Source organism: Paraburkholderia sp. RL18-085-BIA-A (genome assembly GCF_046027075.1).
Lineage (GTDB): Bacteria > Pseudomonadota > Gammaproteobacteria > Burkholderiales > Burkholderiaceae > Paraburkholderia.
Genome location: NZ_JARESU010000009.1, coordinates 36231 through 50327 on the forward strand (window position 1 = coordinate 36231; position 14097 = coordinate 50327).

At 57.7% G+C, this 14097-nt stretch carries 14 protein-coding genes and 1 pseudogene; 8 read left to right on the forward strand and 7 right to left on the reverse strand.

Annotated features, from left to right (window positions below; translation table 11 throughout):
- Window positions 1–113: 113 nt before the first annotated feature.
- Window positions 114–1055, reverse strand: a complete 942-nt coding sequence (locus P0D89_RS08625) for a hypothetical protein (protein WP_408362146.1) — start codon at window positions 1053–1055, stop codon at window positions 114–116.
- Between the two features lie 155 nt (window positions 1056–1210).
- The gene (locus tag P0D89_RS08630; protein ID WP_408362145.1) at window positions 1211–1369 is read right to left on the reverse strand and encodes a hypothetical protein; all 159 of its coding nucleotides are present in this window, start codon (window positions 1367–1369) and stop codon (window positions 1211–1213) included.
- An 892-nt stretch (window positions 1370–2261) separates the two neighbouring features.
- Between P0D89_RS08630 and P0D89_RS08635 the strand changes: the two genes are divergently transcribed.
- Genes P0D89_RS08635 through P0D89_RS08645 form a run of 3 tightly spaced genes read left to right on the forward strand, consistent with a single transcriptional unit; the run spans window position 2262 to window position 5360 of the window.
- Window positions 2262–3704: a hypothetical protein gene (locus tag P0D89_RS08635; RefSeq protein WP_408362180.1), complete on the forward strand. Its 1443-nt coding sequence runs from the start codon at window positions 2262–2264 to the stop codon at window positions 3702–3704.
- On the forward strand, window positions 3704–4015 hold the full coding sequence (locus P0D89_RS08640; protein ID WP_408362144.1) for a hypothetical protein: 312 nt from the start codon (window positions 3704–3706) through the stop codon (window positions 4013–4015). Before P0D89_RS08635 ends, P0D89_RS08640 begins: the two co-directional genes overlap by 1 nt.
- 28 nt (window positions 4016–4043) lie before the next feature.
- On the forward strand, window positions 4044–5360 hold the full coding sequence (locus tag P0D89_RS08645) for a lipopolysaccharide biosynthesis protein (RefSeq protein ID WP_408362143.1): 1317 nt from the start codon (window positions 4044–4046) through the stop codon (window positions 5358–5360).
- 36 nt (window positions 5361–5396) lie between these two features.
- Here the strand turns inward: P0D89_RS08645 and P0D89_RS08650 are convergent, their stop codons facing one another.
- Window positions 5397–5726: a hypothetical protein gene (locus P0D89_RS08650; RefSeq protein WP_408362142.1), complete on the reverse strand. Its 330-nt coding sequence runs from the start codon at window positions 5724–5726 to the stop codon at window positions 5397–5399.
- Window positions 5727–5823: 97 nt separating this feature from the next.
- Between P0D89_RS08650 and P0D89_RS08655 the strand changes: the two genes are divergently transcribed.
- Window positions 5824–6018, forward strand: a complete 195-nt coding sequence (locus P0D89_RS08655) for a hypothetical protein (protein WP_408376422.1) — start codon at window positions 5824–5826, stop codon at window positions 6016–6018.
- 204 nt (window positions 6019–6222) lie between these two features.
- On the opposite strand, the gene P0D89_RS08660 is transcribed toward P0D89_RS08655, so the two are convergent.
- The gene (locus P0D89_RS08660) at window positions 6223–6483 is read right to left on the reverse strand and encodes a hypothetical protein (RefSeq protein ID WP_408362141.1); all 261 of its coding nucleotides are present in this window, start codon (window positions 6481–6483) and stop codon (window positions 6223–6225) included.
- An 824-nt stretch (window positions 6484–7307) separates the two neighbouring features.
- Here P0D89_RS08660 and P0D89_RS08665 point away from each other — a divergent pair.
- From P0D89_RS08665 to pqqD, 4 genes and pseudogenes are all read left to right on the forward strand, one after another.
- Window positions 7308–9296 carry a sigma-54-dependent Fis family transcriptional regulator gene (locus tag P0D89_RS08665; protein ID WP_408362140.1) on the forward strand — a complete coding sequence of 663 codons (1989 nt, stop codon included), beginning with the start codon at window positions 7308–7310 and terminating at the stop codon, window positions 9294–9296.
- Between the two features lie 322 nt (window positions 9297–9618).
- Window positions 9619–9693 carry a pyrroloquinoline quinone precursor peptide PqqA gene (pqqA, locus tag P0D89_RS08670; protein ID WP_408362179.1) on the forward strand — a complete coding sequence of 25 codons (75 nt, stop codon included), beginning with the start codon at window positions 9619–9621 and terminating at the stop codon, window positions 9691–9693.
- A gap of 179 nt (window positions 9694–9872) precedes the next feature.
- Window positions 9873–9950: pseudogene (locus P0D89_RS08675) on the forward strand (pyrroloquinoline-quinone synthase PqqC); the annotation flags it as partial.
- Window positions 9947–10228: a pyrroloquinoline quinone biosynthesis peptide chaperone PqqD gene (gene pqqD / locus P0D89_RS08680; protein WP_408362139.1), complete on the forward strand. Its 282-nt coding sequence runs from the start codon at window positions 9947–9949 to the stop codon at window positions 10226–10228. The pseudogene P0D89_RS08675 and the gene pqqD, both read left to right, overlap by 4 nt.
- A gap of 267 nt (window positions 10229–10495) precedes the next feature.
- Here the strand turns inward: pqqD and P0D89_RS08685 are convergent, their stop codons facing one another.
- The 3 genes from P0D89_RS08685 to P0D89_RS08695 all read right to left on the reverse strand — a co-directional run bounded on the left by P0D89_RS08685 (window position 10496) and on the right by P0D89_RS08695 (window position 13397).
- Window positions 10496–11437 (reverse strand): NAD-dependent epimerase/dehydratase family protein, encoded by a 942-nt coding sequence (locus P0D89_RS08685; RefSeq protein WP_408362138.1) that lies wholly within the window; start codon window positions 11435–11437, stop codon window positions 10496–10498.
- 22 nt (window positions 11438–11459) lie between these two features.
- On the reverse strand, window positions 11460–11831 hold the full coding sequence (locus P0D89_RS08690) for an SMR family transporter (RefSeq protein ID WP_408362137.1): 372 nt from the start codon (window positions 11829–11831) through the stop codon (window positions 11460–11462).
- A 150-nt stretch (window positions 11832–11981) separates the two neighbouring features.
- On the reverse strand, window positions 11982–13397 hold the full coding sequence (locus P0D89_RS08695; protein WP_408362136.1) for a UbiA family prenyltransferase: 1416 nt from the start codon (window positions 13395–13397) through the stop codon (window positions 11982–11984).
- Between the last annotated feature and the right edge of the window lie 700 nt (window positions 13398–14097).

Below are 14097 nucleotides of genomic sequence, written 5' to 3' on the forward strand. Positions count from 1 at the left end.
TTAACTGCGCGGTACATCCGGCCTCTCCTGATTCGCTAAAGGGAGGCCGGATAGCAAAGAGCCTCGACAATCGTCAATATGCAGCCCGCGAGCGGTGGCCAGAGGCTCCGTCCTCAACCCCATTCCAGCAGCCGATCGATATCGAGTTCATTGAACTGCGCGATGATCGCCTCCGAATCGTTGACGCCAAACCCGACTGCAACGATTCCATCATGAACCGCCAAGCCGCAGCAGAACTCCACGCCATATTCCTTCCAGTAGAACGGGTCAGATAGCATCGCCTCCCAACTCGGATCGAAATAGACAAATCTGTGTTTATAAAGATGCTTTTTCCCGCGACTGCGCTCGTGTACCACACACAGCCAACCGTCCTTCCAGCGGACTAATTGCGATGATCCCAACAGGTCTTTCGGCACTTTCAATGGCTTCCTGAGCGACACTGTTGCGCCGCGCTCGTTGATCTCGACAATCGTCAACGGATTCATTGTGTGAATCGCATGGAGTTTCCCATCGGAAACGAAAGGCATCCAGTTCTTCTCGCGACGCGAACCAAGTGGCGATTCAAGAAGATAACTTTCCGCAACACGGTTTCCGGATATTTTCAGAAGTGCCATCGTGTTAGTGTCGTCCGCATTACGGCGCGCACTACCCAGGCACCATAGATCTTCTTTCCAGAAGAAGGTTCGCAGATCTTCGAATCCGTCTACAGACTTATCCGATACCTGTCTGAAAGCAGCATCTTCCAGAGTGTTCATGCCAAGCACGTTGAGATTGGCGGACAAACTGCCAATATAGTTGATGGTGTCGTAATCTGCACCATTCAACCTCAGGTCACCACTTTCCATCAATTCATAGTTAACAGATCTGACAACGAGAGCATAGCCCCTTCCGTCGAAACACAATGTTGGGTTACAGGGCTGGTATTCACCTGGAATCCTCAACGAAACGTATTTTGGACGAAGTGTATCGAACAGTCTTTCCTCCTGAGGTCGTTCGGCGACGTATCGATACAGAATAGTCTTGAGCCGGCCCGGAACCAGTTTTGAAGTTAGCATTCAGGTCGTTCTCCTTCACACAGTTTTGGCGAGTCAGCAATAGAAACGTTCCGCGCCTTGCGGAAATACGGATTGTTGAAACATGAGCCTCTCGAACTCGCTCGTTGAGAGTCTGTGGCCTCATGTTCTCCGGACAACCGGCTTCTCAATCGAGTTCAGGCAGCCCCCTGCATGGTTGCCGGAACAGTCATGGTGCGTAGCGAGATTAGCGCATCGAAATCTGCAAAACGGGTTTGGCCGGTATTCCAGGGGTTTTGGCGTAATTGTCCGGGGCGCGAAATTTTTACCTTGAAATCGGAGGAAGAAGCTTTCACCAGCCTTCTCCACCAGAAACATTTTCCGCCCACACACTGCAGCCTGGTTACAACAGTCACGGATAGCAACACTGCTTTCTGCGAGCGCCGTATTCGTAATGTGCTCCACTTAATCGGCCAATAGCACCCGAATTTATGCCGTCACCGATATGCGGCATTTTTTGCGGGCTATGCTTCATTGCAGCATGAATTGAGGAATTCGCGCCGGCGACTCGTCGAATTTGAATCTGTTCGCCAAGGTAATTTGGCTTGAATACGCTGTCCACCTAGAAGGGTCCGGACATTCTCGCTTTCGCCGTGGCCGCGCTGAACCAGCAGTTGCTGTGCAACCGCCACGGCATGGGCCGCAAAGCCTTGCGACGCGTGGGAGGACGTACTAATCATTCGTTTCCGCGAACTGCAGCCTATATTCAGTTTGTTGGCAGTGCAGCCAGAACGGCTGCAGCAGCGTCGCTGTAGCCGACAACACCAGAGTCCTCTGCGCGCGGTTTGCGTACCATACCTCGGGTCGAGGCGCGTCGCTCCGTGGGCGCGGCGGTGACAACCAGCCTGCGCATGCGCGCAATAATCTTCTGATGGTTATCGGGCCGATACCTTCCGCTGGAAAGAGCTTTGTCGCGGCGAACCTCGCGACCTTGCAAGTGGAGATCGGCTTGCGGGTTCTCGTGATCGACGCCGATATGCCAGCGATTCCGGCATTCCCGAAGCAACGCATTGATAGTCCTTACCACGAAAGATCTGCCGCCAGATCTTTCGCGACGCCGTCAAACGGAGAAGGCGATGCCCTTTGCAAGTAACGGAAAGTGGTGCGGATTCTGTATGGCCAGGCCGGCAATCAGTTGCGGGGCGCGGCGCCAAGCGTGCCCGCGAGGTCATGTTGCTGCTCAGACGAATGGACCGGTCCATGAGCGTTATTAGCAGACGACGGGCGTTGCGCATACTCGCGGCAGTCGCGGGAACTGTGACACCGCTTGCGCGCGGGCAGACCGCGCTGTCATCCATGCCCGAGTCACGGTCTGCGCGAGTGCGCGGCCGCAGGATCAGCGAGTTGATTGGTTCGAATGGCTGGGCGGGTGCGCCGAGCGACGTTGAGATGTGGCGCGCAATGGGCATCAGTTGGGGACGCGACTCGGTTGGCCCAGGCCAGTCGCACGGCCCGGAAGACGCGATGCACATCGAAAAGACGAGTTCCGCATTCGATAGCGACCTGACGCCGGCGTTGCTTGCGAATAGCCGCAATGGAATCGCCTCGCTCCTTCTGCTCGGTTACACGCCGCATTGGAACGCGACCGTGTCGGGCGATTCAAAGTCGGCTCCCGTGGACGTGGAAGCGTGGAAGCGATACGTCGATGCGGTAGTACGCAAATATTCCGCGCCGCCCTACAACCTGCGCTATTTCCAGATCTGGAACGAGGCAGCGGGCAGGCTGTCGGGTGGACTTGCCCAGGCGACCTTCTGGCACGGGCCGGATGCCGACGGAAACGTGAAGACTTCGAAACCGTACGAGCGTGCCATGCAGGACTACGTTGAACGCATCCATATTCCCGCAGCCCGGATCATCCGCAGTTATCACGCGTACGTTGTCTACGGTGGATGGCCGGACCAGGGCGGTCTGGATAACTTCAAGACATGGCTTGAGTACAGGAGCCCAGAGTTGAAGGAACGGATGCTAGATTGGGTCGATTACATCGACACGCATTATCTCCCCGTCGCCGATCTGGATTCCCTGTATCAACAGTATGTGAAGAAAGGGCCCGCGCGCGGACTCTGGCAAACGGAGATCGGTGACGAATTCATGAAGGATCCGCATTATCTGCCGTGCTATTTCTTCGACTTCGCCGTGTGGGCACTGGACAGAAACTGGGACGATCCGAACAAATATGTGTCGATGGTGTATCACTGGGACGGTTACGAACCTTTCCGTCTGACGCATCGAGGTCCGCCGGTGCGGACTTACAACGTATCCGGGCGGAGCCTCGTCGTGCTGAACAAGACCGCGAACGGCGCGCTGGCAAGCTTTTCGAAACCGTTGCAGTTCGATCGAGGCGTTTCTGGAAGTGCACTGCTTTCCGGCCACGATGTTGTGATGCAGGTACGCGCCGATCCTGGGTGGCAAAACGTCACCGTAGGGGAGCTCAAACCGCCAGCTTCGCGCAATGCGCGCGTGGAGTTCATCGACGCGTTGACCGGTACCGCAAGTGCTCCCGACGATGTCACGCTCGCGTGGAGCGGCGGGACGCTGAAGGTTCGCTTCAAGGTGCCGGATCGCGTGAATGGTGCCGACAAAAAGTCGCCCAAGCACCTCGCCTATATCGTTCTTCGCGGAGTCGCGTAGTGAACTGGACGAGACGCCTTTTCCCGGTTCCGGAAGCAGAAATCCCCCGCTTCGAAGCGCGCTTCTACGCGATCTACGGCATTGCTCCCGTAGGTCGTGTCGCCACGCTCCAGAACGAGTGGCGCGGGATGATGCGGGATTCTCGCCACTTTCTACACACCATAAGCGCGATTTCGTTCTGGAGCCTCTGGAAAAAACTTGGCACACTGGTGCTTTCAAGTTTGAGTTTCCCCCCTTACTCGCCACTGTCTGAATTTACGGCGCGGTATATCGCCAACCCGCTTGCCCGCCGTCGCGTGGCTGGGCGCTGAGGTCTAGAACGCCTGCGCGGAGGATTGGATGGATCGACGAAAAAGCGTTCGGATAATCGGGTTCGTCTATGGCGGCTATTTGATGAGGTACGTGTACCTCATCATCGTGGTGCCGTTTTACGGCCGGATGCTCGGCGTAGCCGGGTACGGCCGAGTACTGGCCTCGATGTCGCTCATGAACGTGATATGGATGCTCGTGAATTACGGTTTTAGCCCTGTCGGCATGCGCGACGTGTCGAAGGCGCAATCGGACGCAGAATGCAGGGAGATTTTCTCGCTGCATGTGAGCGCGCGTATTGCGCATGGCCTGGTGGGTGGGTGTATCGGCATCATTGCCACGATGTGTTCGCCCGTCCTGTCCGAACGTCCTCTAATCGGTCTGCTTGCCACGCTGCTGGGGATCGTGTCCGGCATGAACCTCGGCTGGATGTTTCAGGGACGTCACCAGTTTCGAACCCCCATCATCATCGAGGTGTTCGGCTTTCTGCTGAGCCTCGTGCTGGTCCTGACGCTCGTAAAAGGACCCGACGACGCCGTATGGGTGCTCGCGAGTCTACTGATCGCGGGTGTTGTGTCTTCGATCATTTCCTACGGTCTGACGATCTATCAGTTGGGCTGGCCGCGTCTCCGGCTGGCAGGCATCGCTCCTCTGGTACGAACGTCGACGATGCTTTTCCTCTACTCGTCCGGGTCGGTCATATTCACCGCATCGTCGACCTATCTGTTGACGCTGTTGTCAACGCCCGATCAGGTGGGCTACTTCGGCGCGGCTGAACGCTTCGCGACGATCGCGCTCGCGCTGATGGGACCGGCGGCGCAGGTGTTCATTCCCACCATAACGCGGCAGCTCGCACAGAACGACATGCAAGGCGCGCACGAAACGACCCGGCGCGGCGCGACCCTGCTGATGGGATACGGATTGCTGATTTTCTGTGGCGCGCTCGCACTGTCGCCATTCGCGCTGCCGCTCATCCTGGGTCCGTCCTTTGGACCGAGCGCTCATGTCCTGCAGATTTTCGCCTGGATGTTCCCGTTCGCCGCCTTTAACGAGTTCGTGGCGGGCTACATATTCTTGCCACGCAGAAAGGACCGTCTGCTTGCCGTCGTGGGCATCGGCTCGGGCCTGATCAATCTGGTTGCGGCGCTCATTCTCGCGCCTCTGTACGGCGCCATTGGCATCGCGCTCGCCCGGGTGATGGGCGAGGCGATTCTATCGGTCATGCTCGTCGGCACTGTGATTCGCCTCGAACTGGTCGGTCTCGTACCCGGAGGCGAGCGGGCACTCGGGATGGTTCGGGTTGCGTGTGGTTGGCGGCCGCATGCACGTGCTGGCAAGGACGAGTGAAACTGCTGGGGGAAAGAAAAAGGATCGCGGTTGTCGTCAACCCAGGAGCCAAGGCTTTTTTCTTTCGAACGAATTGCGCGAATCCGCCACTGCAAGATGGATGAAGGATGGTTGGTCCGCCTGGCAGCATGCTCGGAGCTGGTCGTTCAAGCCGGGCGCAGGTCTCTCACATCCCAGTTCGCTGCGCCCGTCTTCTATCAGACAGTCTGAGTTTCCGGTAGCGACTGAACTCAAGCCGCGCAATTGCATTGTGGTGCACTTCATCGGGCCGTCGGCGAGCCGCAACGTACGCTGGGTCGCCCGTGCATACGCCAGCGGGAAATCGTCGTCTGCTTGCGTATGTTCGCTCTCGCGCAGTTCCTTCATGAGTCACGTGGCTTAATTCATGTGCACGCGGAAATAATCCAGTCTAGAAAAAGTGCAACTCACCCCCTTGAGAGTGACGTCATAAGAAAGGATTGCCATGCCTACGCCAAACACCCCCCTCGCCCTGCGAGAAACCTTTAGATGCTCTGGCGATCAGTTCGATGCCATGCTGCAATTTGCCCAGGAACGGGGCTTGGAAGCGCAGCCATTCTGGTCGGTAATCCTTGAATGGGGACGTGTCGTGACGCTAGCCCGCTCGCTCAATTTGATTCGTGAAGATCCCCCGCAATGACATAACGCCGCCTCGCAGCGTCAGCATGGCGAGATGGCTCGACTGTTAGCGCCAAAACGGGCAAGTTCGACTTAAAGCCGATATTCGCGGCGAAGCGCGACATTGCCGGGAAGCAAAAGGCCAGCGTATAGAGCGGGCGCGTTGCTCTCCTTAAACAAGATCGTCACCGGCCGCTCCCAGTCACATCGCAGCAGGTCTGTCGGACTAGCGATAGTTAACAAAGTTGATGATGTCATTGAGGAACCACGGCAAAATCAATTGCGTATCGGAATAGCTGACACCGACGCTGAGCCTCGGTGGCTTTGACATGGAGTCGCCGCGCGTCGCACTGTTGGGCGCATGCAGCATGTAGGTATCCGTATCGGCCGGACCTGGCCGGGCGGTCTGATCATCCGCGGGTGGCGATGTCGAAGCGCAGCCGGCGATGAGAACGACAAGGGCCGCTGCGAAGCAAAAGGGCTTCATGATGATGTGAACTCCAGCTACGTTACTTTGACAATATGGCCGATGACGAATTCGTCCCGGCATGTGGCTGGATTCTGCCGAACGCAGGAGGCCCAGTCCGACTCGTTAGGGTCGGTCGCGTTTCTCCCAAGCAGATCTTCAGCGGGCTACGGTAGAACGATAAACGTTTGCGAACGCGCGGCATCCCGCCGGTGCTCGCTGAATTCGGCTCGCTTCATGGCAGTGGCCTCGGCAAAACTTCGTATATCCACGTTTGAAGACCCCCATCTCTTATCGGTAGAAAGGCTGAAGCCTGAGCGATGTGGCATCGACTGATACAACTCGCGCATCGAATGGCGTTTCAATCACATGCCGCATGCGCATGGCCCATTCGGGTTCGGTAGCCAGATGTGCCGCGCATACCCACTCCCCTGCACCGCCCGCGCAACGCGAAAATGGGCAAGATCGAATCGTGGCAATACCGAATGCCGACTTCCGCTATCCGAACCATCTGAGAAGCCGGCCTACAGAAACGCAGGCGGTCGGGTCCGCTACCGTGAATACCACGTGATGACCGCCGCAGGCAATTCTGTGCATGACGTATTGCGGCTGTTGCGCATTTCGCAACCACGATCCTGTCGTGCCAAGGCGCCGGAAAAAATTGCCGGATAGACAAAAGCGACGAGTGTAATACTGCGACTGCGCGGCCGAAACAGGCATCCGCGAAGGCGATTGCGCGCATAGGCGCCCAAACTGGAACCACGATCGAAATTGGCTCGGGACTTGCTTCTGAAAAATACACAGACGTTCCGGCGACTCGACCGGCGCTCAAACAGGAGGAGACAATGCGCGATGACACGTCGCACGCCAGCACCCCACTGGCGACTCGCGAATCCGGTTGGCTTACGCCATCCATACAAAAAGCTCACGACCGCTCCGAAACGTTTGGCCTATGTGCATCCACACGTCCTGACTACGACGTGCTGCCCAGAGCCGAACTCCTATTGAAGTTGGAACAGAGCCGCGTTCTGTGCGCACACGCGACGCCGGTGATGGAAACGCTGCATGAACAGATCGTCAACACCCAAAGCATGATCGTGCTGACCGATGCCGATGGCCTGATTCTCCACTCGATCGGCGACGATGACTTCCTGCGGCGCGCGGAAAAGGTGGCGCTGCGCCCGGGAGCAAACTGGGCCGAAGACCGCCAGGGAACCAACGCGATTGGCACCGCAATCACCGAGCGTTCCGCGACGGTCGTCCATGGCGAGCAACACTATCTGGCCGCAAATCGCTTTCTGACCTGCTCGAGCGTACCGATCCTCGACCCCTACGGCGATCTGATCGGCGTGCTGGACGTGACGGGCGACCATCGCAGTTATCATCAGCACACCATGGCACTCGCAAAAATGTCGGTGCAGATGATCGAAAATCATTTGTTCACCAGTACCTTTCGCGAAACCTTGCAAATAGCCTTCCACGGCCGGCCCGAGTTTCTCGGTACGCTCATGGAGGGCATCGTTGCGTTCACCTGCGACGGACGTTTTCTTTCGGCGAACCGCAGTGCCCAGTTCCAGTTAGGCATGCCTCTCGCGGCGCTGCGTGCGCATGCGCTATCGTCGCTGTTCGGGCTCACCAGTCCACAGCTGATCGACCGCCTGCGTTCGAGCCACGGGCAGCACATATCGCTTGATCTGCACAACGGCACCGTGGTGTGCGCGAGTGTCGAGTTCAAACGCGCCACGCTTGCCAATGGCGGCTGGCCATCCGGCCTGCGGGACGACGCGCGACCGACACGCGCCTTGGCATTGCGGCCTGCGGCGACGCCCAGCACGCTGTCCCGATTGACCTGCCTCGATACGGGCGACCCGCAAGTAGCAGCAGTGATCGGCAAGGTCCGCAAGGTGATCGGCAAAGGCATCCCGATCCTGATCACCGGTGAGACGGGCACCGGCAAAGAGCTTCTCGCCCAGGCAATCCACAACGATTCGCCTCGGCGCAACAACGCGTTCGTCGCGGTAAATTGCGCTTCGATTCCGGAAACGTTGATCGAATCCGAGTTGTTCGGCTATGAGGAAGGCGCCTTCACTGGCGCGCGGCGTAAAGGAGCGCTCGGCAAATTACTACAGGCCAACGGCGGCACACTTTTTCTCGACGAAATCGGCGACATGCCGTATCCGCTCCAGGTGCGCCTCCTGCGCGTGCTGCAGGAAAGAGAGGTGAATCCTCTCGGCTCGAGCAAGTCAATTCCGGTCGACATCGCGATCGTCTGTGCCACTCACCGGGATCTGCGCGAAATGATCGCGCAAAATCGCTTTCGCGACGATCTGTATTACCGCCTGAACGGCCTCGTTGTAAAGCTGCCGCCATTGCGCGAACGCACCGACCTTGCAACGGTCATCCACAAGATGCTGCAGAGCGAGGTTCCCGATTGCGCAAGCGGCAGGCCCCTGACCGTTGCCGAAGAGGTGATGACGCTCTTCGAGCAATGCGCATGGCCAGGCAATTTCCGGCAACTCGGCAATCTGCTGCGCACCGCTGCGGCGATGGTCGATGACGACGGCGAGATCCGCTCTGAGCATCTGCCCGACGACTTTTTCGAGGACCTGCGGCGCAACCCCGATGCCCCAAGCGCAGCAACCTATTCACCGACTGCCGGTACGGCGCCGGCGGTACGCCTGCAGGATGTCGCGACATCGACTATCGCGGCGGCAGTCGCCCGGCACAGCGGCAACGTGTCCGCCGCAGCACGGGACTTGGGGATTTCCCGCAACACCATTTACCGGAAGATGCCTGCGCTATCTGCTTCGGGTAGCGCCCCGGACGATCTCTGAGCGGTCGGCGGAGATCTCGCGCGCAGCCCAAGCTGCGCAATCGAGCACGCCTCGCTGTTCAGACACTGTTGCGTTTTGCAACACCGGTGTCCCTTAATTGAGCAGTGCCACGCGTGTCATCCACCGCGCCTCGCTTCGGGGTGATGCGGGATGCTCCGCTTGCCTATACCGACGCTCGTTTTTTAAACGTCGCGTATCGTCACGCCTATCCATGAGCCAGTCGAGAAGCTTGGCGGCCATCCGGCATAGAGCTTGCGTTGAGCTATTCCACCGCATTTCTCACGCGGTAATTCACCCACGTAGCGTATCCAAGGAGACAGTCATGCAGTGGACCACCCCCGCTTATACCAATCTGCGTTTCGGCTTTGAAGTCACGATGTATATCGCCAACCGCTAACGGCACGATCAAGGCGCCGCTCACCGCTGCAACGGCATCTAGCGATGAGCGTCGCCCGGAGCACCTCCATGAAGATCAAGATTCTCGGCTCCGGCGCGAGGGGCGGTCTGCCGCAATGGAATGGCAATTGCGCGAACTAGGGCTACAGCATTTTCGTGGCAGTATTCCGCTCGCCCAGCGCGCTCGACATCCTCCAATTCAAGCTCGACATCCTGTGGTCGACGCTTGACGCGATCGAAAAGGCTTATTCGCAATGAGCTCATTGCCCCGAAACGGCGCGAGCCGCTCACGCCCCCATCTGAGACCGATGTTGCGTCTGCAATGGGAAAGCGCGCAAGACGCCTACGTGTTGTTCTCTCCCGAAGGAATGGTGAAGCTCAACCCGAGCGCTGGCGAGATCCTGTCGCGCTGCGACGGTACACGCGACCTCGACGATATCATCGGGGAGTTGGAAGACCTGTTCAGTGCGTCTGCGCTCGCCGCGGACGTCTACCGCTTTATCGAGCACGCGAGGCAGCGTGGCTGGGTGGACTGACATGCACCACGACATCATTCAACCAGCACCGCCGCTCTGGCTTCTGGCAGAACTTACGTATCATTGCCCGCTGCATTGCGCTTCCGAATTGTTCACGGCCACTACTGAGCAAGCGCGTGCCCTCTACGCTGTTGCGCCGTGAACAATCAATGTCACAGCGCCATTGAAATGTGCCTGACGAGCGTATCGAGCGTCGCGATACGCTCGCGCGAGGCCGGCAACCCGGCGTGCTATGGCGCACGCCCATGCCGTCCGTCGCTATGCAGATTACGCTTCGCGCTTTCTTGCGGCCTGCAAATCCGTGCTGCGATTGATGTGAGCCGCGATGTCTCTTGCAATACGTCCATTCGAATAGCGGGGCCGCCAGCCGATTGCTAAAGAATCGTCGATTGACAATACATGCTGAAGCTTAAGCATTAGCAACTGTTCGCGCGCGAGCAGCCGGTACCCGGACATCCATGAAAGGAAGCTCACCGGAAGCAGCGGGATAGAGACATTTTTCACATCCCGCACGCCGAGTTCCGCCGCAATTTCGTCGATCCATTCTCGGATCGATAGCGGATCGGGATCTGCGGCATTGAAGAAGCCGCTGGCCCGCGTTTCGGCGACACGATAGATCAGACTCGCCACGTCAATCACATGCACCATGTGAATCTTGTGGTCACCGCGACCAGGAAAAGCGACGAAGCCAAACTTCTTCATCATCTTTATGAAGCCCCGGAATAATCCTTCCCGTCCTTCTCCGCCGATGATGCAAGGAATAATGGTCGCAGCGCCCGGCACGGTGTCGACGAACGCCTGCGCTGCCATCTTCGACCGGCTGTAGACGCCTTCCCCACCCATCTCGCTGTGAATGTCGTACCTTTCCCGCCCGGTCTGTCGGTACATCATGCTCGTACCGACATGGATGAAATGAGGTCCGTGCTTGTAACGTTCGCAAAGATTTTCCGCGGCCAGCACGTTGTTGCGCGCGAAAAACGATTTGCGGAAGAGGAGCGGCACACCCTTGGTGACGTACTGAACCGCTGCGCAATTGACCACTACATCACAGTCAGGAAGTGAAGCTGTGAACTCCGGATCGGCAAGGTCGCCACGCAAATCGACGGTACCTGTCTTGTCGGTGGTGATCACCTCGTGAGCCCGTGTTTGGAATAGCTTGACGCATTCAGTCCCGAGAAAACCTGCGGCGCCGGTTACAAGTACTCGCATGGTATGGCTCCGTGTTCGTGTCCTATGACTTTGCGACCAGATACACGCCGACCACAATGACGGCAATACCGATCAACTTCTGGGTCGTGAGAAACTCCCCGAAAAAGTACCAAGCGGCTAACGCGTTGACCACGTATCCGATCGAGAGCATCGGATACGCGACGCTGACAGGCACCTTCGACAAGGCCACGATCCAGATTGCGACACTCAATACATAGCACGCGAGTCCGCCCATGATGTGGGGTTCGAATCCCACTCTGAAAATGGTCGAGACTGCTGCATCGCTGCTGAAGCTGAGCTCGCCGAGCGCGTTGGTTCCGGCTTTCAGCCACAGTTGCGCCATCGCGTTCAGCAAGACGCCAGTCAAGATCAAACCAAAGCTCAAGATGGTCACTTATCCTCCGGGAGCGATTTGACAACGGCTAAGTGGTCTGTCCGGCCCCGGAGGGGACCCGAACCAAGATAAAGACGATGCGAGCAAGGCATTCCTTTCGGGTCACGACCGTTCAGACAGGAAAAATCTTGCGACGTGCTTGCGTGTATTTCAGATTGCAATAATGACTGTTAGCACGCAGAGAACGATGATCGATAAGCTCGCGCGGTTCTTGATGGAAAAGACGATCGGGTCGTCATGCATTTGACCGCGGAACGCGATCATCCAGACGCGGCTGATCCAGAACAGAAGCAGGAAAAACAAGATCCAGAGCCTATGCGGATGGCTATACAGCACGTTAACAGCGGCAGAATTCATGTAGAGTGCAAGTATAAGGACCGCGACGTAGCCTGCTGCCGTACCGAACGAGCGCACGATGCTCATGTCTTCAGTAATGTAGCCCCGGCCCGCCGCACAGACCTTGCCTTCGCGCTGCAACTTGTCGAGTTCCGTGTAGCGCTTCACCATGGCCAGACTGAGAAAGATCATCACCGAGAACATGATCAGCCAGTCGGACAGCACGACGTTGACGGCCGCGCCGCCAGCCACGATCCGGGCGGTGTACAGTGCAGCCAGCACGAAAACGTCTACCAGCATGACTCGCTTGAGGCCGAAGGAATAAGCGAGCGTCATGGCGACATAGCCGGCGAGCGCGAGCTGAAACGCCGTCGGCAGCATGATGGCAAGGCTTGCCGATGCCGCCAGCAGCACGAACATCAGGCAAATGCCGGCAGCAAGCGGAAATTCTCCCGAAGCGAACGGGCGCTGGCGCTTGCGGCTATGGCGCCTGTCCGCATCCAGATCGAGCATGTCGTTCAGCAGGTACACGAATGACGCACAAAAGCAGAACGAAAGGAACGCAATCCCGTCAGCGATCAGTGCATCGACGTTCGTGAAGCGATGCGATGCCAGTAGCGGGACGAAGATCAGCAGATTCTTCACCCATTGATAGACGCGCATCTCCTTGATGGCGAGCCGAATAAACGACCGTTTGTTGTCGAAGATCACGGTCGCCTGATTCACTCTTTGCGCCGAGGCCTGGATGCTCTTCCCACCTACAACTATCGCTTTGCGGGCCTGCTTCCATACGGGCACATCGGCGCGCGCATTGCCGCAATAGTCGAAGCCTTGCGCACCAAACTCCGCCGTCAAGGCCCCGGCCTTGTTTATGCTGGACAGATTGCGCGTTTCATTGCTTGCCATCACGCCTTTGAAGAAGCCGAAATGGGAAGCGATCTGCTCAGCGAACCGTTGATCGCTTGCAGTGCATAGATAAAGATCACGGCCGCTAGAGCGCTCCTGTTTCAGAAAATCGACCAGGCGCGCGTTGTACGGAAGGAGCGATACATCGATAGCGACGCGTGCTGCTATCTGAGCCTTCAGATAGCCTTTGCCGCGCAGCAACCATGCGATGCAGTGAAACAGATACAGTGGATTCTTTTTGATGAGCGCGAGGAACGACTCAATAAGAAGGTCGCTATCCGTCAAAGTGCCGTCCAGATCAACACACAGAGGAACAGCCGTCATGGGTCACCTCGATGGATCATCAATGTCTACCAACGCCAGATGGCGCACGCAAAGCCGCTATGCATACGCCGCTAATGTCAGACTATTGTTGGTGTTCTCCCGCGGGGCTACGCGGCATGGAGCGGGGCGCGATCGCCACAAACGATTGCCCGCCAGGTCACGCCTAGCCGCGTATGAGGACGATCAGCCTCGAGGATAATCAGCTCGTGACGCCATCACTTTCGTGACGCCAATCCATTTAGCGCGAGTGTGCGCCGGAGATGGGCAATGACTGTTATCGAATGGTGTGGATGCCTTTCGCACCGCACCAAGTATAGTATTCGCTGAACCCGGCTCGCTTAGCGGCGGCTTGAATTGTGGTGATAATGGCCGATATCGTAGAAGATGCATCGAAGGAGGCGCTCTTTGATGGGGTGCGCCACCGATGATTGTTTCCGCCCTTTATACGCGCCTGTCCGGGGCGCGCCAACGCGTCGCGCGTCGTGGATTTGCAATCCGGTGCCTCGCGATCGAGGGATGTCATCCGCCTTGTGCTTTGCAGCATCAATCCCCATAATCCGGACTGAGTCCATTCTGTCGCTAACGGGTTCACGCCGACGACGAAAGTCAATCTGAAGACCCAATGCCACGGCCGGGTACCCACCGGCATGCTTTCGCCACTTGTGTCGTAGCTGTCAACAAGCGCCGTCGGCGGCGCGCA